Annotated in this window: 22 protein-coding genes; 11 read left to right on the top strand and 11 right to left on the bottom strand. The window is 72.5% G+C overall.

Features of this window, described 5'->3' with window-relative positions; genetic code table 11:
• Window positions 1–36 precede the first annotated feature (36 nt).
• Entirely contained in the window at window positions 37–933 is an 897-nt protein-coding gene (locus tag ACFQO7_RS00655; RefSeq protein ID WP_376804477.1) for an alpha/beta hydrolase family protein, read from the top strand.
• Window positions 934–991: 58 nt separating this feature from the next.
• Here the strand turns inward: ACFQO7_RS00655 and ACFQO7_RS00650 are convergent, their stop codons facing one another.
• Complete coding sequence (locus tag ACFQO7_RS00650) at window positions 992–2248, bottom strand: NAD(P)/FAD-dependent oxidoreductase (protein WP_376804476.1); 1257 nt, start codon at window positions 2246–2248, stop codon at window positions 992–994.
• A 156-nt stretch (window positions 2249–2404) separates the two neighbouring features.
• Between ACFQO7_RS00650 and ACFQO7_RS00645 the strand changes: the two genes are divergently transcribed.
• Both ACFQO7_RS00645 and ACFQO7_RS00640 read left to right on the top strand, forming a co-directional pair.
• Window positions 2405–3880: an MFS transporter gene (locus ACFQO7_RS00645; protein WP_376804475.1), complete on the top strand. Its 1476-nt coding sequence runs from the start codon at window positions 2405–2407 to the stop codon at window positions 3878–3880.
• 177 nt (window positions 3881–4057) lie between these two features.
• Window positions 4058–5428 (top strand): thrombospondin type 3 repeat-containing protein, encoded by a 1371-nt coding sequence (locus ACFQO7_RS00640; RefSeq protein WP_376804474.1) that lies wholly within the window; start codon window positions 4058–4060, stop codon window positions 5426–5428.
• Window positions 5429–5480: 52 nt separating this feature from the next.
• Here the strand turns inward: ACFQO7_RS00640 and ACFQO7_RS00635 are convergent, their stop codons facing one another.
• The 4 genes from ACFQO7_RS00635 to ACFQO7_RS00620 form a co-directional block, all read right to left on the bottom strand.
• The gene (locus ACFQO7_RS00635) at window positions 5481–7115 is read right to left on the bottom strand and encodes a RecQ family ATP-dependent DNA helicase (RefSeq protein WP_376804473.1); all 1635 of its coding nucleotides are present in this window, start codon (window positions 7113–7115) and stop codon (window positions 5481–5483) included.
• 75 nt (window positions 7116–7190) lie between these two features.
• Window positions 7191–7745, bottom strand: a complete 555-nt coding sequence (locus ACFQO7_RS00630; protein ID WP_376804472.1) for a protealysin inhibitor emfourin — start codon at window positions 7743–7745, stop codon at window positions 7191–7193.
• Window positions 7746–7780: 35 nt separating this feature from the next.
• Window positions 7781–8449, bottom strand: coding sequence for a Crp/Fnr family transcriptional regulator (locus ACFQO7_RS00625; RefSeq protein WP_376804471.1), 669 nt, complete (start codon window positions 8447–8449; stop codon window positions 7781–7783).
• On the bottom strand, window positions 8446–10092 hold the full coding sequence (locus ACFQO7_RS00620; RefSeq protein ID WP_376804698.1) for an adenylate/guanylate cyclase domain-containing protein: 1647 nt from the start codon (window positions 10090–10092) through the stop codon (window positions 8446–8448). The genes ACFQO7_RS00625 and ACFQO7_RS00620 overlap by 4 nt, the downstream gene beginning before the upstream one ends.
• 215 nt (window positions 10093–10307) lie before the next feature.
• Between ACFQO7_RS00620 and ACFQO7_RS00615 the strand changes: the two genes are divergently transcribed.
• From ACFQO7_RS00615 to ACFQO7_RS00600, 4 genes are all read left to right on the top strand, one after another.
• The gene (locus tag ACFQO7_RS00615; RefSeq protein WP_376804470.1) at window positions 10308–10994 is read left to right on the top strand and encodes a hypothetical protein; all 687 of its coding nucleotides are present in this window, start codon (window positions 10308–10310) and stop codon (window positions 10992–10994) included.
• A 48-nt stretch (window positions 10995–11042) separates the two neighbouring features.
• Window positions 11043–11600, top strand: coding sequence for a DUF6529 family protein (locus tag ACFQO7_RS00610; protein WP_376804469.1), 558 nt, complete (start codon window positions 11043–11045; stop codon window positions 11598–11600).
• Window positions 11600–12151: a Rieske (2Fe-2S) protein gene (locus tag ACFQO7_RS00605; RefSeq protein WP_376804468.1), complete on the top strand. Its 552-nt coding sequence runs from the start codon at window positions 11600–11602 to the stop codon at window positions 12149–12151. Before ACFQO7_RS00610 ends, ACFQO7_RS00605 begins: the two co-directional genes overlap by 1 nt.
• Before the next feature lie 80 nt (window positions 12152–12231).
• Window positions 12232–12747, top strand: coding sequence for a DUF1990 family protein (locus tag ACFQO7_RS00600; protein ID WP_376804467.1), 516 nt, complete (start codon window positions 12232–12234; stop codon window positions 12745–12747).
• A 27-nt stretch (window positions 12748–12774) separates the two neighbouring features.
• On the opposite strand, the gene ACFQO7_RS00595 is transcribed toward ACFQO7_RS00600, so the two are convergent.
• Together ACFQO7_RS00595 and ACFQO7_RS00590 are read right to left on the bottom strand one after the other, a co-directional pair.
• Window positions 12775–13827 (bottom strand): hypothetical protein, encoded by a 1053-nt coding sequence (locus ACFQO7_RS00595; RefSeq protein WP_376804466.1) that lies wholly within the window; start codon window positions 13825–13827, stop codon window positions 12775–12777.
• A 103-nt stretch (window positions 13828–13930) separates the two neighbouring features.
• Complete coding sequence (locus ACFQO7_RS00590; protein WP_376804465.1) at window positions 13931–14854, bottom strand: GNAT family N-acetyltransferase; 924 nt, start codon at window positions 14852–14854, stop codon at window positions 13931–13933.
• Between the two features lie 126 nt (window positions 14855–14980).
• On the opposite strand from ACFQO7_RS00590, the gene ACFQO7_RS00585 reads away from it, so the two are divergent.
• Window positions 14981–15643: an NADPH-dependent F420 reductase gene (locus ACFQO7_RS00585; protein WP_376804464.1), complete on the top strand. Its 663-nt coding sequence runs from the start codon at window positions 14981–14983 to the stop codon at window positions 15641–15643.
• Window positions 15644–15770: 127 nt separating this feature from the next.
• Window positions 15771–15995, top strand: a complete 225-nt coding sequence (locus ACFQO7_RS00580; protein ID WP_376804463.1) for a hypothetical protein — start codon at window positions 15771–15773, stop codon at window positions 15993–15995.
• A 46-nt stretch (window positions 15996–16041) separates the two neighbouring features.
• Here the strand turns inward: ACFQO7_RS00580 and ACFQO7_RS00575 are convergent, their stop codons facing one another.
• Window positions 16042–17718: a DHA2 family efflux MFS transporter permease subunit gene (locus ACFQO7_RS00575; RefSeq protein WP_376804462.1), complete on the bottom strand. Its 1677-nt coding sequence runs from the start codon at window positions 17716–17718 to the stop codon at window positions 16042–16044.
• A 326-nt stretch (window positions 17719–18044) separates the two neighbouring features.
• On the opposite strand from ACFQO7_RS00575, the gene ACFQO7_RS00570 reads away from it, so the two are divergent.
• The gene (locus tag ACFQO7_RS00570; RefSeq protein ID WP_376804461.1) at window positions 18045–19157 is read left to right on the top strand and encodes a lytic polysaccharide monooxygenase auxiliary activity family 9 protein; all 1113 of its coding nucleotides are present in this window, start codon (window positions 18045–18047) and stop codon (window positions 19155–19157) included.
• 105 nt (window positions 19158–19262) lie between these two features.
• On the opposite strand, the gene ACFQO7_RS00565 is transcribed toward ACFQO7_RS00570, so the two are convergent.
• Genes ACFQO7_RS00565 through ACFQO7_RS00555 form a run of 3 tightly spaced genes read right to left on the bottom strand, consistent with a single transcriptional unit; the run spans window position 19263 to window position 21446 of the window.
• Window positions 19263–20369 carry a hypothetical protein gene (locus ACFQO7_RS00565; RefSeq protein ID WP_376804460.1) on the bottom strand — a complete coding sequence of 369 codons (1107 nt, stop codon included), beginning with the start codon at window positions 20367–20369 and terminating at the stop codon, window positions 19263–19265.
• The gene (locus ACFQO7_RS00560; protein WP_376804459.1) at window positions 20366–20713 is read right to left on the bottom strand and encodes a PadR family transcriptional regulator; all 348 of its coding nucleotides are present in this window, start codon (window positions 20711–20713) and stop codon (window positions 20366–20368) included. Before ACFQO7_RS00560 ends, ACFQO7_RS00565 begins: the two co-directional genes overlap by 4 nt.
• A 46-nt stretch (window positions 20714–20759) precedes the next feature.
• On the bottom strand, window positions 20760–21446 hold the full coding sequence (locus ACFQO7_RS00555) for a GNAT family N-acetyltransferase (RefSeq protein ID WP_376804458.1): 687 nt from the start codon (window positions 21444–21446) through the stop codon (window positions 20760–20762).
• A 245-nt stretch (window positions 21447–21691) separates the two neighbouring features.
• On the opposite strand from ACFQO7_RS00555, the gene ACFQO7_RS00550 reads away from it, so the two are divergent.
• Window positions 21692–22276 carry a nuclear transport factor 2 family protein gene (locus ACFQO7_RS00550; RefSeq protein WP_376804457.1) on the top strand — a complete coding sequence of 195 codons (585 nt, stop codon included), beginning with the start codon at window positions 21692–21694 and terminating at the stop codon, window positions 22274–22276.
• Window positions 22277–22327: the final 51 nt, after the last annotated feature.

Here is a 22327-nt window from a genome sequence, read left to right as displayed (position 1 = left end):
TGTGCGAACCAGATTCCCTCGACGAGAGGAACAGTGATGATCAGACGAGCGATCCTCGTGCTGGCCATGATCACCGCCGCGGTGGCGGGCTTCGGCTCGCCCGCCGCGGCCGACAGCTCCACCCCGGGTGCGTACGCCGTCGGCTATGTCGACGCCTCGGTCAGCGCCTCCGGCCGCTCCTTCAGCGCCCGGATCTACTACCCGGCGGCGACGGCGGGGCAGAACGCGGCCGTGGCCGCCGGACGCTTCCCGGCCATCGCGTTCGGGCACGGCTTCCTGCAGAGCGTCAGCAAGTACTACAGCACCATGCAGCACCTGGCCTCGTGGGGCTTCGTGGTGGCCGCGCCGACCTCGCAGGGCAGCCTGTTCCCGAGCCACAGCGCCTTCGCCGACGACCTCAACGCCCAGCTCACCTGGCTCGTCGCGCAGGACACCACGGCGGGTTCGCGCTTCAACGCGCACATCAACACCGCCAAGCTGGGCCTGTCCGGACACTCGATGGGCGGTGGCGCGAGCGTGCTGGCGGCCTCCCGCAACCCCGCGGTCACCACGGTCGCCAACCTGGCGGCCGCCGAGACCAACCCGTCGGCCGCGGCCGCCGCCGCCTCGGTGACCGTGCCGATGATGCTGGTCGCCGGGCAGAAGGACGGCACCGCGCCGATCGCGAGCCACCAGCGCCCGATCTACCACGGCAAGCCCGCGCCCAAGCAGCTGCGCACCATCGTCGGCGGCTTCCACTGCGGCTTCATCGACACCTCGTCGGCCTTCTGCGACAGCGGCACCATCACCCGGGCCGTCCAGCTGCAGATCACCCGGCGGGTGCTGACCGACTGGTTCCGCTACTACCTGGCGGGCGACACGACGGCGTACAACGCCGTGTGGGGCCCCGGCGCGACGGGCGACCCACAGGTCCTGTTCGAGGGCGTCGCCTAGGTGGGGAGGATGCCGGGCGCGTCCGCCGATCGCGGCACGCGCCCGGCGCCATCGCGACTCAGACCCGGCCCGCCGCGTAGACGCGCGCGCCGAGGTCGGCCAGCACCGCGTTCGCCGCGCGGCGGCCGGAGACCAGGGCGCCCTGGACCGAGCTGGTGTCGCGGTGGTCGCCGCAGACGTAACGGCCGTAGCCGTGGCGCACGGGGCGGCGCATCCGGTGCGGGGCGGGCATCGCGGGCAGCGCGTGCGGGATCCGATACGCGTCGAGGAACTGCCAGCCGGCGGTGGGCACGTCGTACAGCACCGCCAGCCGGGCGCGGACCGAACGTTCCAGCGCGTCGATCGGCGTGCTCATGTCCAGGGTGGACGTGGCGATCAGCGCCCGCCCGTCGGTGGCGTACCCGGCCGCGGCGGCGGTGAGCACCACCGTGTTGGTCACCAAGCCGCCGCCCCCGGGGTCCACGGTCAGCATCGGGTGCACGGACGGAGCCCCGAAGCAGGCGTGGTAGAACGTGGTCACCCCGTGCCAGGCAGGCCTCCGCAGGCCGGGTAGCAGCGTCGCGGCGGTGGCGCCGTCGGTGGCCACCACGACGGCCCGCGCGGTGACCTCGTCGCCGCCCGCCACCGCCACACCGTGCGCGGTGAGGTGCTCGACCCGCGCGTCGCAGCGCACCGATCCCGCGGGCAGCCGCGCCGCGAGCAGCCGGGGCAGCGCCTGCATGCCCTGGGCGGGCACGGCCGCGCCGCCGCGCAGGAACATGCGCCACATGAGATGGAAGAAGCGGCCCGAGGTGTCGAGCCGGTCCTCCAGGAACACCCCGGCCAGGAACGGGCGCAGCACCCGGTCCACCGTCGCGGGGGCGAGGTCGGCCAACCTCAGCTCGTCGAGGGTGCTCACGTCCGGTTGGCGCAGCACCGCGGCGGTCGAGCCGAACGTGTCCCGGGCGGCCAGCTCGACCAGCGTCAGCGCGTCGGCGGCCGGCACCAGCCCGGAGGCCAGCGCGAACGCGGCCGTCGGGCCGGGTCGCAGGTGATGGGTGCGCCCGGCCCAGTGCACCGCGACGCCGCGCGTGAACGGCCGCAGGTGCAGGTCGGTGAGGTCGCACTCCTCCTGGAGGGCGGGGTAGGCCGGGCACAGCGTCTGGAAGCCCCGGTCCAGCAGGAAGCCGTCGACGGTGTCGGTGCGCACCCGCCCGCCGATGTCGTCGGACGCCTCCAGCACGGTCACCCGCAGCCCCGCCTCGGTGATCCGCCGGGCGGCGACCAGGCCGGCCAGTCCCGCGCCGACGACGGCCACGTCGCAGTGTTCCGCCATGTTTTCAGGCTAGGCCGCCGCACCTGCGGCGCAGCGCCTTTCGCGGGAGTGCGTCGGTTGATCGCAACCTGGTTCCTCTAGCGAAACGCCGTTTCCCGTACATAGGATGCACGGCACCGGGCCGGACCGCCCGGTCCCAGCCCTGGAGGTAGGCGCATGGCCGTCCCCGCCGTCGACGAGCAGGTCCGCGAGATCGCCGCGTATCCAGGACGGCCGCCGGTGCGGGTCGCGCGCGGGCGCGCCGCCCCGTTCGGCTGGTGGCCCGCGATCTGCGTGGCGCTGGTCGCGCTGATCGACCGGATCGAGTACAACCTGCTGGCCGGGGCGCTACCGGCGATCCAGCGCGAGTTCGGGTTCGACGACGGCGCGGCCGGGGCCATCGCCACCGCCGGAGCGATCGCCGCGGTGCTCCTGCTGCTGCCCGCCGGGCGGCTGGCCGACACCGGGCGGCGCACCTGGACCGTGGCCGCCGTGGTCGCCGTGTGGGCGCTGCTCACCCTCGGCACCGGTCTGGCCGGCTCCTACGCGATGCTGTTCGGCGTGCGGGTGCTGCTCGGCGCGGCCGGTCAGCTCTACAACCCGCCCGCGTCCAGCCTGCTCGGCGACCTCTACCCGGGGCCGAGCCGGGCCCGCGCCTACGGGCTCGAACGCGCCGCCTACTTCGCGGGCCTGCCGATCGGCGTGATCGCGGGCGGGGCGCTGGCCAAGGCGTACGACTGGCGCACCGGCTTCTTCATCGTCGCCATCCCGGGCGCGGTCATCGCGCTGCTCATGCTCACGGTGCGCGAACCGGTCCGCGGCATCGGCGACCGCCTCAGCTCCTGGTACGCCGACCCGGCCGCCCAGCCGCCGGCTGAGTCGCGGCGCGACGCTGCAGGCGAGGCGGCGACGTCGGCAGGAGGCTCAGCGCTCACTGTGGCGACGGCCGACGGTCCCGCAGACGGACCGCGCGAGACGGCCGGCTCCGTCGCCGGCACAGCCGGCATGTCAGGGCTGGTGGCGCAGGTGCGCGAGCTGTGGCGAATCCGCACGCTGCGCTCGGTGGTGAGCGGGCTGAGCATCCTGTTCTTCGGGCTGGGCGGGCTGTTCTTCTGGATGCCGTCGTTCTACCAGCGCGAGTTCGGGCTCGACGAGGCCGCCTCGGCGGCGGTCGGCGGCGGCGCCGGCCTGGTCGGCATCCTCGCCGGCATCGGCCTGGGCAGCTGGCTCGGCGACCGCGGGCACGGCCGCCGTCCCGGCTGGCGGGTGCGGCTGGGTGGCTGGTCGCTGCTGTTCGGCACGGTCGCGCTGGCCGGGGCCGTGGCGGTGGGACCGATCGTGGCGCAGGTGGTCTGTTTCGGACTCGCCAACGTCGGCTTCGCCGGGGCCATCGCGAACCTGACCGCGGCCAACGCGGACGTGGTCGAGGCGTCGCGGCGCGGTCTGGGCTTCGCGGTGCTCCAGTCGGTGATCACGCTGGGCGGCGCGCTCGGCCCGTGGCTGATCGGCGAGGCCTCCGACGCCACCGGTTCGCTGCGCCTGGCGTACGCCGTGGTCATCGCTCCGCTGGTGGTGGGCAGCCTGATCGTGCTCCGGGCCTGGCGCGGCTACGACGCCGACGCCGCCGCGGCACTGTCGCCGTCCAGTGTGTGATCGTCCGACTTGCCAGGCAACCGGGCGTATCGGCGTCCAAGATACGCACACCTGCCGGGCAATTCGGACGATCAAGGACAGGGGACCTGGTGGGATCCCTAGGTCCGGTGGCCGGGGAGTGTCGGTGACCTTGCAGAAGGCCGGGTCGAGGGCGCGGCGGCTGACAGCATCCGGGCCATGACACCCCCAACCCACACCCTCGCCCGGAGGCTGCTCGGGGCGGCGGGCGCGCTGACGCTCGCCGCCATCGGTCTGTCCGCGCCCGCCGCCGCGGTGGAGGAGAAGGAACCGCCGCGCCGCCCGTACAAGCAGGTCAAGATCTGCGATCTGAGCATGTGCTACATCGCCTGGCGGGTGATCGACTCCGACGGCGACGGCTGGTGCGACGCCGACGAGCTGGCCGCCCGCACCGACCCGTTCGACCCGGCCAGCTTCCCGTCACCACAGTTGGTCGCCGAGCTGGCGATCGGGCGGCAGCTGCCGTCGTTCGAGTACGGCCAGGGCGTCTTCGTGCTGCTCCCGCTGGAGACGGTCAAGCTGCGCGAGCAGGTCGACCGGGGCTGGCTGGAGTCGTTCCCGCTGCCGGCCCGCAAGGACTCGCTGGCCCGCATGGGCGTCGACGGCAAGCTGCTCGACGCGTTCGGCCTCGACCCGAGCAGCGACGGCATGACCCTCGGCCTCGACCTGCCCGGCAGCGGCGGCGACGGGCTGCCAGCGGGGATCAAGCTGGGCGGCCTCGACATCGCGCTGATCAGCGCGGGCGGCGGCGCCTCGTACGCGGCGGACCGGGGCGGGGTGAAGAACAACACCCGCGACGAGGACGGGTTCGGCGACGTCACCGAGTACTACGACGGCTCCTCGGCGCACACCCGGGTGGACCGGGACACCGGCCGCACCGAGATCGCCTACACCGATGAGAACGGCGACAACAGCGCGATGGTGACCATCGACCGGGACTTCGGCTACGACGGCGAGACGCGGGTCGAGACGGAGACCACCACCGTCACGGACGCGGGCGGCAGGGTGCAGTCGGAGTCGACCACCACCACCCGCACGGGCAAGGACGGCAGCACGGAGAGCCAGACCGACAAGACCACGTACAAGCGGGACAAGGACGGCAACGTCACCGGCACCACCGTCACCCACAGCGAGTCGTCGAAGCCGGCGAACGGCTCCACCACCAGCGGTTCGGTCACCTACCGTTGCGACGCGAACGGCGAGAACTGCACGCAGGTGTCCTCGACCGGCGGCTACTACGACGAGAGCCAGCAGCCGGCCGTCATCACCGAGGAGGTCGTCCAGGGCGTGCTGCGGGTGCGGGGCGCGGCGATCAACGTGGTCCAGGGCTGGACGCCGCCGGGTGACGGCGAGCCGGAGACCCCGGACCCGAGCGTGATCGTCAACATTGACCCCGACTACGTCGGCGAGTTCGTCCTCGTCGAGCCGAAGCTGACCACGCACGCCCAGCCGGAGTTCGCCAATGGGCTGCCGAACCCCATGGACGGCGCGGTGCCGCCGACCGGCGGCGGCTGCGGCGGCCTCTGCTGACCCTGACGCCGCCGGGCCCGGCCCCGACCTTCCCCGGTCGGGCCCGGCGGCGTCAGCCGCGTTCGAGGACCAGCAGCTTCTGTGCCGTGACCACGGCGACCGCCAGGGTCTTGTAGCCGACCGAGTCGAACAGCACCGTCATCCGGTCCTTCTCGTAGCCGAGCACCATGCCCGTGCCCCAGTCGGCGTGGCGCACCGTGCTGTGCAGCGGGTACGGCACATCGTCGTCGATCACTTCCGAGGTGCCCTCGTGGCAGCTGTCGCAGTGCCCGCAGACGTCGTTGAGCTGCTCGCCGAAGTAGCCCAGCAGCGCCTGCACCCGGCACCCGCGCATCTCGGCGAAGCGGCGCATCATGTCGGTGCGCGAGCGCTGGCCCGCCTGGTATCGCCCGTGCTCGGCGAGCGCGTCGCGGGCCGCCTGGTCGGGCAGCGGCGCGAACCGCGGCACGCTCAGCTCGCCCTTGGTCCCGGTCGCCACCGCGCCGACCTGTTCCAGCAGGCTCAGGTGCGCGGCGAGCTTGCGGGTGTTGTAGCCGGTGGTCTTGGCCAGCGCGGTCTTGGTGACCGGGCCGCTGTGCAGGGCCGCCGCGACGGTGCGCAGCTCGGCCAGGTCGGGCGCGCCGCCGTTGAAGAAGCGTTGCAGGGCGACGTCCTCGGCGCGGTGCAGCAGTAGCGCGTGCGCGGGTTCGCCGTCGCGGCCGGCCCGGCCGATCTCCTGCAGGTAGCTGTCGGGGGAGTCGGGCAGGGCCATGTGCACCACGAAGCGGATGTTCGGCTTGTCGATGCCCATGCCGAACGCCGACGTGGCGACCATGATCGGCACCCGGTCGGCGAGGAACGCCTCGTGCGCGCGGGAGCGCACCCCGGCCGCCATGCCGCCGTGGTATGCCGTCGCCTCGTAACCGGCCTCGTTGAGCCGCTGGGCCAGGTCCTCGGCGGCGCGCCGGGTCGCCACGTACACGATGCCCGGCGGGGTGGCCTCCTCCAGCAGCTTGAGCAGCCGCCGCCAGCGGTAGTCCTCGCTCGGGCAGTGGGTGGCCTCCAGGAACAGGTTGGGCCGGTCCAGCCCGGTCTGCACCACCTTGGGCTTGCGCAGCCCGAGCCGGGCGATGATGTCCTCGCGCATCGGCGGCGACGCGGTGGCGGTCAGCGCCACCACCGGCGGGCGGCCCAGGCCCCGGATCAGGTGCCCGATGGTGAGGTAGTCGGGCCGGAAGTCGTGGCCCCAGGACGAGATGCAGTGCGCCTCGTCGACCGCGACCAGCTTCGGGCGCAGCGCCTTCACCTCGGCCATCCGCTCCGGCGAGCTGAGCTGCTCCGGCGTGATGAACAGGAACCGGGCCGTGCCCTCACGCAGCTCCTTCAACGCCGCGGCCTGCTTGGCCGGGGTCTCCGCGGAGCTGATCCGCACCGCCCGCAGGGCCGGATTGCCCCGGTCGTTGAGGTTCGCGATCTGGTCGTGCTGCAGGGCCAGCAGCGGTGAGATCACCACGGTAGGTCCCTTCAGGAGGGACGCGGTGACCTGGTAGACGGCCGACTTTCCGCCACCGGTGGGCAGCACCACCATCGCGTCGCGGCCGCGCAGCAGGGCGCGCATGGCGTCCAGCTGCGCGGGCCGCAACCGGTTCCAGCCGAAGTGGTCACGGGCGGCGCGGCGCAGGCGCAGGGAGCGGAATAAGAACATCATCGCCGCGACTCTAACCAGTTCCGCCGACACACAAACGTCACCGGAATGCCATCCGTCGACGCGTATGGATGAAGATCAGATGCGGGTAGCGTTGCCGACCAGGGCTGTTATCGCGGCGGCGGTCTCTGGCAGATTTTCGTCACCCGGGCAGTCGGTGTACATGACGGTGACCGTGCCGGCGCCGCCCATCCGATGGACGGTGACGGTGTACTGGAAGGCGTCGGCGCACTTGGTCGGGGCGGTGGGGCGGGCGGCCTCGGTGTCCAGCCGCGGATCGGCGGCCAGCGCCTGGAGCTCCTCGCGCTCCGAAGTGGTCAGTACACCCGATTTGGTGCCTCTGGAGCGGTCTGTCAGGGTCCAGGCTCCGGCCGGGTCGACCGTGATCCGGTCGTCCACACCGGCGAAGCCGCCGGTCCGGTACACGGCTACCGCAGCGGGGGCGGGCGAGGCCGTGCCGACCGGGCTGGGCGAGGACGCGCGGACCGGGCTGGGCGATGCTCCGGGGTCGGCCGGGGTGCAGGCCGTGGTGAGCGACAGCAGTGCCACGAGGGCGGCGATACGCGGTCCGGTCATGCTTCCTGGGACGGCCCGGGTCGCGGAGCGGTTGCCTGCCGGCAGTGTCTGTGCCATGTGCTGCAGTCTATGCGTCCTGCCGCGCGATCCACTCAGCCGGGCAGGCCCGCGCGCGCCCGTAACGCGGCAAGATCCAGTACGGTCACCGACATGCGGCTGGTCCGGATCCAGCCCGCGCTGCGCAGCACGCCGAGCGCCTTGCTGACCGCCTCGCGGGAAGCGCCCACCCAGCCTGCCAGCTCGTCCTGCGACAGCGGCAGCGCGATCGCGATGGCGTCGCCGTCCGGGCGGCCGAAGCGCTCGGCCAGCTCGACCAGGCGCGCGGCGACCCGGCCGGTGCTGTCCTGCGCGCCGAACTCGACGCGCTTGCGGTCGGCGTCGCGCAGCCGCTCGGTGAGCAGCCGCATCAGCAGGAACGCCACCCGGCCGTGGGCCTGCAGGTAAGCCTCGAACTCCGCCAGCGGCATGACCAGCGCCGTCACCGGCTCCAGCGCGGTGAGCGTGGCCGAGCGCGGCGCGCGGTCCACCGCGGACAGCTCACCGAGCAGCGCGCCGGGTCCGCGTACGGCGAGCACGACCTCGCCGCCCGCGGCGGTGTGCGAGGACGCCTTGACCCGGCCCGCGCGCAGCATGGCGACCCAGTCCGAGCGGTCGGCCTCCCGGCACAGCACCTCGCCGCGGCTCCACCGGCGCAGGGCGCTGCGCCGGGTGAACTGCTCCTGCTCGGGGGGTGTGAGCAGGCTCCAGAAGTCACCGCTCACGCCGTCTCCTCGCTGCGCTCCACGGCTGCCTGAGCCGGGATGTTCATCGACCGCATCCCGGTGACGGCGTACGCGCGTACCGTGGCGATCCGGCCCTTGACCGGCAGGTCGCCCAGCGGCGCGGCGGTGATCGCGTCCCCGGCGGCCAGGCGGGTCGCCTCGCCGATGACGACCTGGCCGGGTTCGGCCAGCGTCTGCAGGCGGGCGGCGACGTTCACCGCGTCGCCCATCGCGTTGAAGCCGCGCAGCTGCTCACTGCCGATGTTGCCGACCAGCGCCGGGCCGGTGTTCGCGCCGACGCGGAACCGGGGCCAGTCGGGGTGCCCGGCCGCGATCCGGTCGACGCCCTGCTGCATCGCCAGCGCCGCGCGCACCGCCCGCAGCGCGTGGTCGGGCTGCCGGGCCGGGGCGTTGAACAGCGCCAGCAGGGCGTCGCCGACGAACTGCACGACGGTGCCGCCGTTGTCGAGGATGGCCGGCACGGCGACGCCGTGGTAGCGGTTGAGCATGCGCACGATCTCGGCCGGCTCGACGCCTTCCGAGAACGTGGTGAAGCCGCGCAGGTCGGCGAAGAGCGCGGTCACCTCGACCACCTCGCCGCCGAGCGCGGCCTGGTCGGGGTCGGCGAGCAGCGCGGCGGCCACGTCCGGCGACAGGTAGTGCCGGAACAGGGTGCCCAGCGTGCGCGACACCTCCCGCTCGGCGGACAGGGCCGCGGCGGCCCGGTCGAGCACCGCGGTCTGGCCCTCGGTCAGCCCGAAGCGCTCGGCCAGCCGGGCGGCGACCGGCCCGGTGGCGGCCCCGGTGCGCTCGCGCTCCTGCAGCGCGGTGACCAGTTCCTCCAGCGCGGCGCCGTACTCGGCGCGGATCGCGCGGGCGGTCTGGTCCAGGGTGATCGCGTCGAACAGGCCGGCGCTGCCGCCCTCCCGGCCGTACTGCACGTAGGCGCTGTACGCGACGAAGCCGAACGCGAACGCCAGCAGCAGGTGCCACTCCCACCACGACAGCTGCCACTTGTACGCCAGCAGTACCGCCACGCTCGACTCGGCCAGCAGCGTGAACGCGGTGACGATGCTGATCAGCATGGCGGCGGGCTTGCGCCGGTGCATGGCGAAGTAGCGCAACGCGGCGACCAGGTACAGCACGACGGTGGCGGCGGTGACCCAGGCCATCGCGCCCTGCACGTCGCGCGGGCCGGGCCGGGCGCTCAGCGGCGGCAGGTCCAGCAGCTCGACCACGCCCCAGGCCAGGATCAGCGCCCACAGCCCGCCCTGCAGCCAGGGCCGGGCCCGCAGCACCGCCGCACCCCGCGCGCCCTCCAGCGGCAGCGACGAGGCCAGCGCGAACACCGCCGCGACCGCCAGGCCCACCGGCTGCGACAGGTCGAAGCCGACGGACGGGTGGTGCACCAGCACCCCCGGTGTGGCCAGCGCGTGCAGCAGCAGGAACCCGGCGCTGGCCAGGAACGCCAGCGACACCAGCAGCAGGCGCGCGTCGGCGCGTCTGCGCGCCACGGCCGAGATCCGGATGCCCAGCACCACGTTCACCGCGGCGACCACCAGCACCAGCCAGAAGTGGCTGTGCGAGTCGTGCCAGGCGATGTCCGTGCCCGGGACAGCGAGCAGCAGCCACAACCCCGCCATCGGCAGTGCCAGGTGCAGCAGCCAGACCAGGGCGCGCACCGGCTGGACGGCAGGCGGGAGGAAGGGGCGCGACACGCCGACACCCTACGCCCCAGCGCCCCACCGCAGCACTGTCGCGAATCCGCTCTGTGGACTTGTACGCAGACGCACCGCCCGCATCGGGGGTTGGCTGGACTCGTCGCCGGTGCTGTGTCCGGCGGCGTTAGGAGCTGACCATGAAGCGCAACGGGCCCCTCATCACGCTGCTGGCCGGCCTCGCGCTCGCGGCCGTGCTGATCACGATGAACCTGTCGCTCACCAAGGGCGGCGGCGAACCGGACCCGGCCGGGCTGGGCGCGGCGGTGGCCTCGGCCGCGCCTGCGGCGTCCGCGCCGCCGTCGCCGACCGCGTCCGCCTCCGCCGCCGCGCCCGCCGCGCCCGCCGAGAAGGTGAACGCCACCTGGGCGGGCACCGTGGACGGCGGCGGCGCGACGATCGCGATCGCGGTCACCGACGGCGTCGCGGTCGCGTACCTGTGCGACGGCAAGAAGGCCGAGGTGTGGCTGCAGGGCACCGCGGCCGACGGCAAGCTGGCGCTGACCGGCAAGAAGGGCGCGACCCTCACCGGGACCTTCGGCGGCGGCAAGGCCACCGGCACGGTCACCGCGAACGGCCGCAAGTGGACCTTCACCGTGAAGGCGGTCGCCAAGCCGTCCGGCCTCTACCGCGCCACCGCGACCGTACGCAACGCCAAGGTCGTCGGCGGCTGGATCGTGCTGCCCGACGGCAGCCAGGTCGGTGTCGTCACCGTCGACGACGTGCCCCAGCCCGCGCCCGCGATCGACCCGGCCACCGGCGCGGTCACCGTCGACGGCGCGGCGCTGACCGCCGCACCCGTCACCGGCGTACTCGCCGAGAACTGACCGGGGCCAGGACATGAATCGACCATTCGCCGGAGGAAGGAACAAGGCATGAGCGACGAGACCACCAGGCGTGCCAGGGTCTCGGCGGCCGGGCTGTACGTGCCGCTGCTGCTCGGTGCGATCGTGACCGTGACGCTGGGCGTGTACGGCAGCGTGCACACGCCGACCGGGATCTCGGTGAACGTGGCCGGCTTCTCCGGCCCGCAGACCGTGAAGGTGTGGCTGGCCAGCGGGGCGGCGCTGCTCGCACTGGTGCAGCTGGTCAGCGCGTTGGCGATGTGGGGCAGGTTCGGGGCGAACGTGCCATCGTGGATCGGGCCGCTGCACCGCTGGTCGGGCCGGATCGCGTTCCTGCTGACCGTGCCGGTGGCCGTGCACTGCCTGTACGCGCTGGGCTTCGCCACCTACGACACCCGCACCCTGGTCCATTCGCTGCTGGGCTGCTTCTTCTTCGGCGCGTTCACGGTCAAGATGCTGAGCCTGCCCAAACGCGGCCTGCCCGGCTGGACCCTGCCGCTGCTCGGCGGCGCGGTCTTCGCCCTCCTCACCGGCCTGTGGCTCACGTCGTCCTTCTGGTACTTCACCACGATCGGGGTGCGTTTCTGATGACCCGGGAGACCGCGATGCACGACCACACGACCACCGGCGGCTGCGCGGCCGGCTGCGCCTCCCGGCGGGCCGTGCTGGCGGGCGTGGCCGGGGCGGCCGCACTGCTGACGGGCTGCCAGGCGTACGGCCAGAGCAGCCAGCCGGAACCGCAACCCGCCGACGCGGGGCCCACCGGCCCCGCCGAGCCCGCTCCGGGCACGACCGGCCCCGGCGACCCCGCCGCGTCAGCCCCCGCCGGCACGACGCCCGCCAAACCGGCGGGCAAACCGCTGGTCGAGACCGCCAAGGTGCCGGTCGGCGGCGGCGTGATCCTCGAAAGCGAGCGCCTCGTCGTCACCCAACCACAGGCGGGCGTGTTCAAGGCGTTCTCCGCCGTCTGCACCCACCAGGGCTGCACCGTCACCAGCGTCGACAACGGCATCATCGAGTGCGGCTGCCACGGCAGCCGCTTCCGCGCCACCGACGGCTCCGTCGCCGGCGGCCCCGCCAACGCCCCCCTGCGCGAAACCCGCGTCACCTCCGACGCCACCACCGTCTACCGCACCTAGGCGAAGGAAGGGCACCTTCTTATCGTTATCCGTAGAAGAAGGTGCCCTTCTTAACGCCGATAAACTGGGGACGTGCTGCGATGAGCGGGTTCAGTTACGCGGAGGTCGGCGCGACGCGTGCCGACGTCCTGCCGCGCGGCTATAACCACCTGCGCTACCGCACCCGCATCGGTGACGCGTCGGTGCTGGCGGCCGCCGCCGAGGCGGTGCTGACGTTCGCGCCGCAGCGCGCGATCGGGGTGCGGATCACCGCCGACGGTCCGCGCGCGGTCGAAGGGCTCACGGTGACCTCGGGCCTGGGCGTCGGCTCATTGCGCATCGCCGCCCCCTGCGAGGTCGTATGGGTCGAGGGCGGCCCGCAGCGCGCCGGGTTCGCCTACGGCACCCTCGCCGGCCACCCCGAGTCCGGCGAGGAGGCCTTCCTCGTCGAGGTGGCCGACGAGTCGGTGTGGTTCTCCGTGATCGCGTTCAGCCGCCCCGCCCGCTGGTACACCAAGGCGGCCGGCCCGGTGGTGGTCGGCTTCCAGCACACGTACGCCCGCCTCCTGGGTCGCGCCCTGCGCCGCCTGACCGCGCGGAACGGCCACGCCCGGTAGGGAGCCGGGCGTGGCCGTGTGTGCCCGTCAGAGGCGTGAGCTGGCGCTGACGGTGAAGCCGGTGTTCACGGCCGCGCCCGCGTTGGTGTAGCAGCTGACGTCACGGACGTACAGGTCGACGCCCGAGATCGTCCACGGGAAGTTCAGGCCGCAGAAGTTCGAGTTCGAGCCGGCCGCGGTGACCTGCACGGTGAGCGGTGCGAAGCCGATCTGCCGGAAGGTGACCAGGGACAGGCCGAGGCCCGCCGAGATCAGCGTGTTGGCGCCGTACCCGAGCACCGAGTTGAAGTTGGTCAACGCGGGGCCGACCGGCGGCGCGTTCCACAGGTAGCCGAAGTACTGCGGCGGGAAGCCCGCGCCGTACAGCGACGCCTTCTGCTGGTACGTGACCGTGAAGCGGCTGTTGACCAGCGCGCCCGCCGAGTTGAAGCAGAGCACGTTGACCTCTTGCTGGGCCGGGATCGAGGTCCAGTTGCGGATCTTGCAACGGGTGCCCACGGTGCCCACGGCCGTCACCTGCGCGCTGCCGTCGATCGGCCCGCCGGAGCCGATGTTCGGGAACTTGACGCTCCACTGGCCCACGCCCATCGGGGTGACCAGGTTGGCCGCGCCGGCCGCGTTGTACTGGCTGATGATCACGCCGGTGGGCTGGGTGTCCACGTAGCCGTAGGGCCCGGACGCGCCGACGCCGGAGGCCATGGTGAAGAACGCGCTGAAGCCGCTGTTGTCGGGCACCCCGCCGACCCGGTAGCAGCGGATGATGGCGATCTCGTTGACGCCGGACGGGAACCAGGTCTCGGCCTGGCACCAGCGCGGCCCGTTGGTGATCGCGGTGACGTGCACGACGCCGCCGGGGGCTGCCTGGCCGGGGAACGTGACCTGGTAGAGCCCGACGCCCAGCGGCGCGACGGTGGTGGCGGCCGGGGTGGTGCCTCCGGCCACCACGGCCGCGCCGTTCCAGAGCACGAACCCGAACCGGTTCGGCACGGCAGCCTGCGCGGGCGTGCCGGCGACCAGCAGTGTGCCGAGCATGGCGACGATCCCCACCAGGGTGGAGAGCACGCGAGTCGGTCTTGGCATGTTCGATACCTTTCCGTGACGGGACGGTAACTCGATACATGCAAACATGTGGATCTAACGATCTCAATGAATGTGTCGGAACCTGACTGAGAGTGAATGCCGGTTACAGGTCCTCGGCGCGGTTCTGTTCGACGACCTGGTAACCGAGCGAGTCGTAGAGGCGGCGGGCGACCGTGTTGTGGCCGAAGACGTTCAGCCCGAGCTGGGCGTCACCGGCCGCCGCCGTCGCCTGCTCGCCGACCAGCATCGCCGCGCGGCCGTAGCCGCGGCCCCGGTGCGCCGGGTCCACGTCGACGCCGAACACGAAGCTCAGGCCGGGCAGGAAGCCATGGCGCAGCCAGATCGTGCCGACGACCTCGTCGCCGGCGGTCACGCACCAGAAGGCGTGCCCGGGGCTGCGCAGGCCCTCGGGGAGCAGCTCGGAGTGCTCGGCGACGGACGCGGCCAGCGCGTCGGCGGGGGAGCGGCTGCCGGAGGCGGTCATCTCCTCGGCGTACATCCGGATCGCCTGCTCCAGCCACTGATCGAAGTCGACGGGCGTCATCGCCCGTCCCGCCAGGCCGTCCGGCAGGGAAACCCCGGCGGGCACCGTCTTGACCATCTGCTGCGCCCGCAGGGGGTACGCGCCGAAAAGCGCGTCCGTCACCGGGTCACCGGGCACGACGGTGACGCCCAGGCGGGTGCCGCCGTCCGCTGCGGCCCGCTCGCGGGCCCACGCCACCAGCTCTCGGCCCAGGCCGTGGCCGCGGTGCTCCGGCGCGAGCCACAGGTCGTGCAGGCTGCGCTGCTCGGGGCGGCGCGGCCGTGATCCGCCGAGGGCGAGGTATCCGGCTGCCGTGCCGCCGACCTCGACCGCGTACACCCGCCCGCCCGGGTCGTCGCGCTGGTTGGCGAGATTGCGCTCGACCTCCCGCTCGACCGTCGCCGGGTCGGTGTAACAGCGGGTGTACCGCTCCCGCAGCCGCGTCACCCATCCGGCCCGCCACCGCTCGGTCTCCGGCCCGGTCGCCTCACGCACGCTGATCATGCCGTGACCCTACGAGCGCGGGCGCGGCACGGTCCACCCGATTCGCCCCGGAACCGTCGGCGGCGGTGCGCCGTTGACCACCGTGGTGCCGGCGATCATGCCGGGCGACGGGGGAAGGCAGTGACGATGACGACGATCGGGTGCATCGGCAGCGGGTACATCGGCGGCACCGTGGCCAGGCTGGCCGTGGCCGCCGGGTACGACGTGGTGCTGAGCAATTCGCGGGGGCCGGAGACGCTGGCCGACCTCGCCGCCGAGCTGGGTCCGCGGGCCCGTGCGGGCACCGTCGCCCAGGCCGCCGCGGCGGGTGACCTGGTGCTGGTCAGCGTGCCGCTGCACGCCTACGACAGCGTGCCGCCGGAGCCGCTGACCGGCAAGGTCGTGATGGACACCAACAACTACTACCCCGAGCGCGACGGGCGGATCGAGGTCCTCGACGACGGCAGCGCCACCAGCAGCGAGCTGCTGCAGCGCCACCTGGCCGGCGCGCACGTGGTGAAGGTGTTCAACAACATCTTCTACAAGCACCTGAGCTCCCTGGCCCGCCCGGCCGGCGCGCCCGACCGCTCCGCCCTGCCCATCGCCGCCGACGACCCGGCCGCCAAGGCCGCCGTCACGGCGTTCCTCGACGCGATCGGCTACGACACCGTCGACGCGGGCCCCCTGTCCGCCGGCCGCAGATACCAGCCTGGCACGCCGGCCTACGGAACGCCCTACGGCACCTTCGACGACGAGCACGGCACCCCCGCCTCCGCCGCCGACGTCCGCGCCGCCGTCGAAGCCGCGTGACGAAACGATAGGAAGGGCACCTTCTACAACGCGGAGCGTTGTGAAGGTGCCCTTCCTTCGCTCGTACCGCGTGGGGGCTGCGGAAATGCGGGTGCGGGCGGGGTGGGGCGGTGGCAGGATCGGGCGCGTGCCCGCGCCCCATGGATTCGACTTCGCCGTACGCGCCGACGGGACCGTCGCCGTGTCCCACCACCGTGCCGTCGTGACCCTGCTGCGCGGTGATCGCGCCAAGCGTTTCCTGGACGAGGTGAAGGCCGGTGACCCGCAGGAGGTCATGGCCCGCTGGACCGGCAACTACCGGCGCGGCAACGAGCGCACCGCGCGCGACCACCCCCGCAACGCGGGCCGCTGACGCCCTGAGCTGTCGGGCCGCATCGCTCAGCGCTCCGACGTCGCGCTCAGCCCTGTACGCCCACGCTCTGCTCCTCGGTGCTCCCAGCGGCGTCGCCCGCGCGCTGTTCGACCGGCAGGCCGGCGGAGACCCTGCTCCGCCGGACCAGCAGCACGGACAGTGCCGCGACGCCCAGCACGATCAGTGGCAGCGTCATGGTCGACTTCATCGCCGCCGTGAAGCCCTCGTGGAAGGTGGTCAGCGCGAGTTGTGCGATCTCCGGTGGAGCGCCCGCGGGCAGGTGTGCGCCGCTCTGGCCCGCGCCGACCTCCATACCGCGTGATCCGGCCTCGTCGAACGCGGCGACGAAGCGCTCGCGGAACGGCTCGGGCAGCGCGGCGGCACTGGTCCGGGCCTGCGCGGCCAGGTCGACGGCGAGCCGGGCCTGCAGCAGCGCGCCCACCGCCGCCGCGCCGATGACCGCGCCGAGCTGGCGGGTGGTGTTGAAGACGCCGGACGCCGCGCCGGCCAGCCGCGGTTCGATGTCGCGCATCGCGATGGTCTGCAGCGGGGCGAAGACGCCGCCGAGACCCAGGCCCGCGACGAGCAGGCCGGGCAACAGGTCGCCGCGGTCCGAACCGGCCTGTGCGGCTATCACGACCCAGGTGAGGCCCGCCGTCCACAGGGTCATGCCGGCCAGCAGGACGTACCTGCCGTGGCGGTCGGCGAGGCGGCCCGCGACAGGGGCCACGAACATCGAGATCAGGGACATGGGTGCGGTGGTGAGCCCGGCCTGCAGGGCGGTGAGCCCGAGCACGGACTGCAGGTAGATGGTCAGCGGCAGGAACAGCCCGAGCATGCCGAAGGAGACCGCGGCGACCACGGCGTTCATCACCGAGAAGTTGCGGTCGGCGAACAGCCGCAGCGGGATCAGCGGCTCCCGGTCGCGTCGGGCGTGCGACTGCCAGACGAACCCGGCCAGGACCAGCAGCCCGGCCGCGATGACCATCGGTACGGTGACCGGGCCCCACACCCGTCCCCAGTCGTGCGACTGGCCCTCGATGAGGCCGTAGCAGATCAGGAACAGGCCCGCGGTGACCAGCGCGGTGCCGGGCAGGTCGAGCCGGTGGCGGCGGTTGAAGCGCAGGTCGGGCATGATGACCGCGGCCATGGCGAGGGCGATCACGCCGACCGGCACGTTGACGAAGAAGATCCAGCGCCAGCCCCACTCGGAGACCAGCCAGCCGCCCAGGGTCGGCCCGGTGACCGTGGCCAGCCCGGCGACGCCGCCCCAGACGCCGAACGCGGCCCCGCGCCGTTCGGCGGGGAAGATGGTGGTGATCACGGCGAGCGTCTGCGGGGTGAGCAGCGCCCCGCCGAGTCCCTGCAGGATACGGAACACGACCAGCTGGGCCGGGTCCTGGGCGAAGCCGCACGCGATCGAGGCGACGGTGAACAGGGCGAGGCCGATCATGAACAGCCGCTTCGGGCCGTGGATGTCGCCGAGCCGGCCCGCGGTGATCAGCAGGACGGCGTACACCAGGATGTAGGCGTTGAGGATCCACAGGATCTGGTTCAGGGTCGCGCCGAGGTCGTCGATGAGGTCCGGGATCGCGATGTTCACGATCGTGGTGTCCAGCAGGATCATGAAGAAGCCCAGGCACAGCACGGACAGGATGAGCCAGGGGCGGCGTTGCGGGGCAGGCTCCGCGGGCGTGCCGCCGGCCGTACGCTGAGTGATCATGGCGGTTCTCCTGTCTGCGTCCGAGCGGGTGGAGCATAGTCCTCGGACGATGAATTCCGCTGAACCGCCACGCTGCCGGGGTGGCGGCCCGGTGGTCACCACGTGACGGCACGACCTGTACGCAGAGTGATAAATTGACATATTCAAGGTAATGCGTAAGGTCTGACTCGACCGCTACGGGAGCCACGTAGCAGCGCGGAAGTGGGGCAGCCTTCCGCGGCTGAAGTCGAAGTCCGACCATGCGTGCGTTCGCGGGCGGAACGACGGCCCCGGGCTCCCTCGTCTCCCGCCCCCGCGTGCATGGCACTCCGTACGAAGGAGCTCCCATGTCCACCACACTCGCCGCTCGGCGGCGGGCCGCACTCTACGCGCTGATCGTGGCCGTCGCCTCGGTCCTGCTGCTCACCACGGCGCTGGCGAAGATCGCCGACGCGCACGGCAGCATCGTCAGCCCGGCCTCGCGCAACTACGGGTGCTGGCAGCGCTGGGGCAGTGATTTCCAGAACCCGGCGATGGCCACCCAGGACCCGATGTGCTGGCAGGCCTGGCAGGCCGACCCGCAGGCCATGTGGAACTGGAACGGCCTGTTCCGCGAGGGCGTCGCCGGCAACCACCAGGGCGCCATCCCGGACGGCCAGCTGTGCAGCGCCGGCCGCACCCAGGGCGGCCGCTACAACGCGATGGACACCGTCGGCGACTGGAAGGCCCAGACGATCGGCACCAACTTCAGCGTCAAGCTGTACGACCAGGCCAGCCACGGCGCGGACTACATCCGGGTGTACGTGACCAAGCAGGGGTACAACCCGATCACGCAACCGCTGGGCTGGGGCAACCTGGAACTGGTCGGCCAGATCGGCAACACCCCCGCCTCGCAGTGGACCCCGGAGAGCGCGGGCGGCGTGTCGATCCAGGTCGGCGGCAGCGCCAACGGCCGCTCCGGCCGGCACATCGTGTACACCATCTGGCAGGCCAGCCACCTGGACCAGTCGTACTACTTCTGCAGCGACGTGAACTTCGGCGGGGTCACGCCGAGCCAGTCGGCCTCGCCGTCGGCTCCGCCCTCGCCGTCGGCGTCCCCGTCGCCGAGCCGCCCGCCGTCGCCGAGCCCGTCCGCGTCGTCGTCCCCGCCGCCGCCCGGCGGCTGCTCGGCGACGTACTCGCTGACGGGCCAGTGGCCCGGCGGCTTCCAGGGTGAGGTCAAGGTGACCGCGGGCTCCTCCGCGATCACCAAGTGGACGGTCACGGTGACCTGGACCAACGGCCAGCAGATCACCAGCGCCTGGAACGCGACGGTCACCACCAGCGGATCCACCGCCACGGCCAAGAGCGTCGCGCACAACAGCGCGCTGTCCGCGGGAGCCAGCACCACCTTCGGCTTCCTCGGCAGCTACACCGGCTCCGCCAACGGAGCCCCCACCCTCACCTGCTCACCCACCTGATGAATGCAAGGGCACCTGCACAACGCTCCGCGTTGTAGCAGGTGCCCTTCCTCACTTCGTACCCTGTGCGGGCAGCGTCCCCGTGGCGCTGCCCGCACAGGGCGCTCAGGAGGGCGGCGCGGCGGGTCCCAGGCGCGCGGCGCGCTCGGCGGCTCGGCCCAGCTCGATCAGGTGCGCATGCCGTTCGCCGCGTTCCACCAGCAGCGTTCCGGCGAAGAACACCACCGGCGGAAATACGATCAGGAACAGCCACTGCCCGGACGCGAGCAGCACGGGCGGGTCGAACCGCTGGGTCGACACGAGGAATCCGTTGAACACGATCGGCACGACCAGCTTGATCGCCAGCGTCGGAGCCGCCATCGCGATCAACCGCCGACGCACCGGCGCGCCGGCCCGCACCAGGCAGTACAGGATGACCAGGGCGGAGAGCCCGCCCAGTACGACGGTGATCAGCCCGCTGGCCCAGAAGCCGCCGAGCCAGCCCGGGCTGTTGTAGCCGCCGAACGCGCCGATCGACCAACCGCCGTCGGGGTACCGGTGGACCTCGGCGAGCAGTGCCTCGATCGACGGCACGGCGGCCAGGACCGAGAAGCCCGCCGCGACGGTGACGGTGCGGCGTGCGCCGAGCACGTCCTGCGGGCGGGTCCGGCCGCGCACCGTGAGGGCCAGTGCTCCGCTGACGCCCAGCACCAGCACCCACCAGGCGCTCACGAGGACGCTCGGCCAGGCGGGGTAACCGGTGAGCACGGTCGCCGCCTGAACGAGCACCGCCGCCCAGGCGCTCGCGGCGGCGACGAGCCCGAACCTGGTGAACGAGAAGATGACCGCCACCGTCCACCCGGCCGCGGTGAGCCACCACTGCATCGGGAACAGCGCCAAGTGCTCGCTGTACCGCCAGTAGCTGAACAGTTCCGCCCCCGTGGCGCCCAGTCGGTAGGCGAGCATGGTGAACACGGTGACCAGGCCGAAAACCGCTGCCGCGGCGACTCGGCGGTCGTCGGCCGCACCCGCGCCCTGCCCGCCCAGCCGCTGCCACACCGCACAGCGGACCAGGTCGGCCGCTTCGCGCAGGCCGGGGAAGCGCTGCTGCGGCTTCGCCCCGGCCAGCAGAACCCCGATCATCTCGTCGCCGTACTCCTGCCGGTAGGCGGCGGGGAACAGCGCGAGCAGGCGCTCGTAGCGCGCCTCCAAGCGATCGTGATGCTCGCTCATGCCGCCCCCGTCCCGGGACGCAGCCCGAAGCCGGCCAGCCGGGCGGCCGCCGCGTCGGCATTGCGGCGCAAGCGTGCGGATTCTGCGGCCAGGCGTTGCTGCCCGATCCCGGTGAGCCGGTAGTAGCGCCGCAGCCGCGACGCGACGACCTCCTCGCGGTCGACCTCGATCAGGCCGCCCTCGCGCAGGCGGTCCAGTACGGAGTAGAGGGTTCCGGTGTGCAGGCGGACCTGCCCGCCGGAGATGTCGAGCACGTCCTCGATCACGGCATAGCCGTGTCTGGGTTCGGCTGCCAGCGCCGTGAGGATCAGAAAGGCGGGCTCCCCCATGGGTACATCAGCCATGCCGGGAGCATATACGTCTAGCAAACATATGCAACCCATGAAGACATCAGCCGGGTGACTGTGGACGGTCGTCTTCGGAGGCTGCGGAACCGTTCAGCCCCATCAGCGCCAGGCAGCGCGTCAGGCCGTCGACGGTCACGTCGGGGCGCTCGCGCTCCAGCCATGCTTGCCTGGTCAGCCGCAGGCGGCGGATCACCCGCAGGCGGCCCCGGTCCTCGTGTCGCTCGATGCCGTCGTCGGTGTATCCGAGCTTCGTCGACACCCCCAGCGACGCGGCGTTGTCGGTGAACGCCGACGAGACCAGGTCCGTCGCGCCCAGGTGGGTGAACGCCAGGTGCGCGACGGCGGCCCGCATCTCGGCGCCGATGCCCTGCCGGTGATACCGCCGACCCAGCCAGCTTCCCGTCGAGCACTCGGTGGTGATCGCGAGGTCGACCGCCTTGAGCAGTTGCACGCCGACCGGCGCCCCGTCGCGGAAGACCGTGAGCGGGAGCCGCCACTCCCGCGGCGTCCACTGGCCGAGCACGCTCCAGTGGTGCAGCACCACGGACCGGGCCCGCTCGGCCGGCGGCAGCTCGGACCACCGGATCCGGAACGGCATGTAGGCCGGGTCGTGCACGCCGTCGGCGGCGACGTCGGCCAGTGCGGCCAGTTCCTCCGGGTCGGGCAGCCGCAACTCCAGGCGAGGGGTGCGCAACCGCAGCTCAGTGAGCGGAAAGTGATCGACCAACATGATTCCATGGTCGGGCTGGGCGCGAGCGGGGGTCAACGCGATTTCGGCGGCGGCCGGCCCTGTCGACGGCCTGGTATCCGTACCGTATGGGCGGTTTGATCATTATTCGGGCTCTCTGGTCCTTTGCTCCCGGCCGATGGCGATCAACCGCGACGACCGGCCGTCTCATTCCGCGCCCGCCAGGTGATCTACCCGATAACCCGGATGCTGGGGATCCGGGTCGCACCGCAGGTAGCGTTCCGACCATGTTGATCCAGGACCAGGCTGTCGCGTCCGCACCTTGGACAGGCCTTTCCATCGGCCAGTCGCCCGGGATCGTCCCGCTGCGCCGTCCCCAGGCCCCCGCGGTGCCCGGCACCCGCGCGATCGTCGAGGAGTACCTGGCCAGGCTGGTGGAGGGCGACGCGGACCGCATCACGGAACTGTTCGCCGAAGAGGTCGAGTGCCTCGTCGCGGTGGCCGAGGCGGCGCCGTGGATGGCCAGCCGAGGGCTCGCCGCCGACTTCCTGCGCCTGACCATGCCGCGGTTCGAGCTCGGCCGGAGCTCGGTCGAGGCGGACAAGGTGCTGGTCGACGGTGCCGACGCGGTGGTGCTCGGGCACTTCATCCACGTGATCGAGCCGACGGGCCGCCGGCTGTCCTCGCCGGTCGCCATCCACCTCAGCGTCTCGGCCGGGCGCATCCACTCGATGCACCTCTACGAGGACAACGTCGCGCTGGTCTCGCGCATCCGCGGCAAGCGCCCCATCACCTCCTCCGCCTGCGCCGCGGCCAAGAACGCCCTGACCTTGACCGCCGCCGCGTCGGGTGCCTCGCCGACGGGAGCCTGAACCAGGCCCCGGGTCGGTCCGGGTGCGGCCGGACGTGACGGCGGGGCGCGA

The organism is Catellatospora aurea (assembly GCF_042663325.1).
GTDB classification, from domain to species: Bacteria; Actinomycetota; Actinomycetes; order Mycobacteriales; family Micromonosporaceae; genus Catellatospora; species Catellatospora aurea.
This window is presented reverse-complemented; position numbering and strand designations above follow the sequence as displayed.

Excerpts from the sequence above, each read along its gene's own strand:
- ACFQO7_RS00655 (WP_376804477.1), top strand. The coding sequence starts at position 37 with ATGATCAGACGAGCGATCCTCGTGCTGGCCATGATCACCGCCGCGGTG.
- ACFQO7_RS00650 (WP_376804476.1), bottom strand. The coding sequence starts at position 2,248 with ATGGCGGAACACTGCGACGTGGCCGTCGTCGGCGCGGGACTGGCCGGC.
- ACFQO7_RS00645 (WP_376804475.1), top strand. The coding sequence starts at position 2,405 with ATGGCCGTCCCCGCCGTCGACGAGCAGGTCCGCGAGATCGCCGCGTAT.
- ACFQO7_RS00640 (WP_376804474.1), top strand. The coding sequence starts at position 4,058 with ATGACACCCCCAACCCACACCCTCGCCCGGAGGCTGCTCGGGGCGGCG.
- ACFQO7_RS00635 (WP_376804473.1), bottom strand. The coding sequence starts at position 7,115 with ATGATGTTCTTATTCCGCTCCCTGCGCCTGCGCCGCGCCGCCCGTGAC.
- ACFQO7_RS00630 (WP_376804472.1), bottom strand. The coding sequence starts at position 7,745 with ATGGCACAGACACTGCCGGCAGGCAACCGCTCCGCGACCCGGGCCGTC.
- ACFQO7_RS00620 (WP_376804698.1), bottom strand. The coding sequence starts at position 10,092 with ATGGCGGGGTTGTGGCTGCTGCTCGCTGTCCCGGGCACGGACATCGCC.
- ACFQO7_RS00615 (WP_376804470.1), top strand. The coding sequence starts at position 10,308 with ATGAAGCGCAACGGGCCCCTCATCACGCTGCTGGCCGGCCTCGCGCTC.
- ACFQO7_RS00610 (WP_376804469.1), top strand. The coding sequence starts at position 11,043 with ATGAGCGACGAGACCACCAGGCGTGCCAGGGTCTCGGCGGCCGGGCTG.
- ACFQO7_RS00605 (WP_376804468.1), top strand. The coding sequence starts at position 11,600 with ATGACCCGGGAGACCGCGATGCACGACCACACGACCACCGGCGGCTGC.
- ACFQO7_RS00600 (WP_376804467.1), top strand. The coding sequence starts at position 12,232 with ATGAGCGGGTTCAGTTACGCGGAGGTCGGCGCGACGCGTGCCGACGTC.
- ACFQO7_RS00595 (WP_376804466.1), bottom strand. The coding sequence starts at position 13,827 with ATGCCAAGACCGACTCGCGTGCTCTCCACCCTGGTGGGGATCGTCGCC.
- ACFQO7_RS00590 (WP_376804465.1), bottom strand. The coding sequence starts at position 14,854 with ATGATCAGCGTGCGTGAGGCGACCGGGCCGGAGACCGAGCGGTGGCGG.
- ACFQO7_RS00585 (WP_376804464.1), top strand. The coding sequence starts at position 14,981 with ATGACGACGATCGGGTGCATCGGCAGCGGGTACATCGGCGGCACCGTG.
- ACFQO7_RS00575 (WP_376804462.1), bottom strand. The coding sequence starts at position 17,718 with ATGATCACTCAGCGTACGGCCGGCGGCACGCCCGCGGAGCCTGCCCCG.
- ACFQO7_RS00570 (WP_376804461.1), top strand. The coding sequence starts at position 18,045 with ATGTCCACCACACTCGCCGCTCGGCGGCGGGCCGCACTCTACGCGCTG.
- ACFQO7_RS00565 (WP_376804460.1), bottom strand. The coding sequence starts at position 20,369 with ATGAGCGAGCATCACGATCGCTTGGAGGCGCGCTACGAGCGCCTGCTC.
- ACFQO7_RS00560 (WP_376804459.1), bottom strand. The coding sequence starts at position 20,713 with ATGGCTGATGTACCCATGGGGGAGCCCGCCTTTCTGATCCTCACGGCG.
- ACFQO7_RS00555 (WP_376804458.1), bottom strand. The coding sequence starts at position 21,446 with ATGTTGGTCGATCACTTTCCGCTCACTGAGCTGCGGTTGCGCACCCCT.
- ACFQO7_RS00550 (WP_376804457.1), top strand. The coding sequence starts at position 21,692 with ATGTTGATCCAGGACCAGGCTGTCGCGTCCGCACCTTGGACAGGCCTT.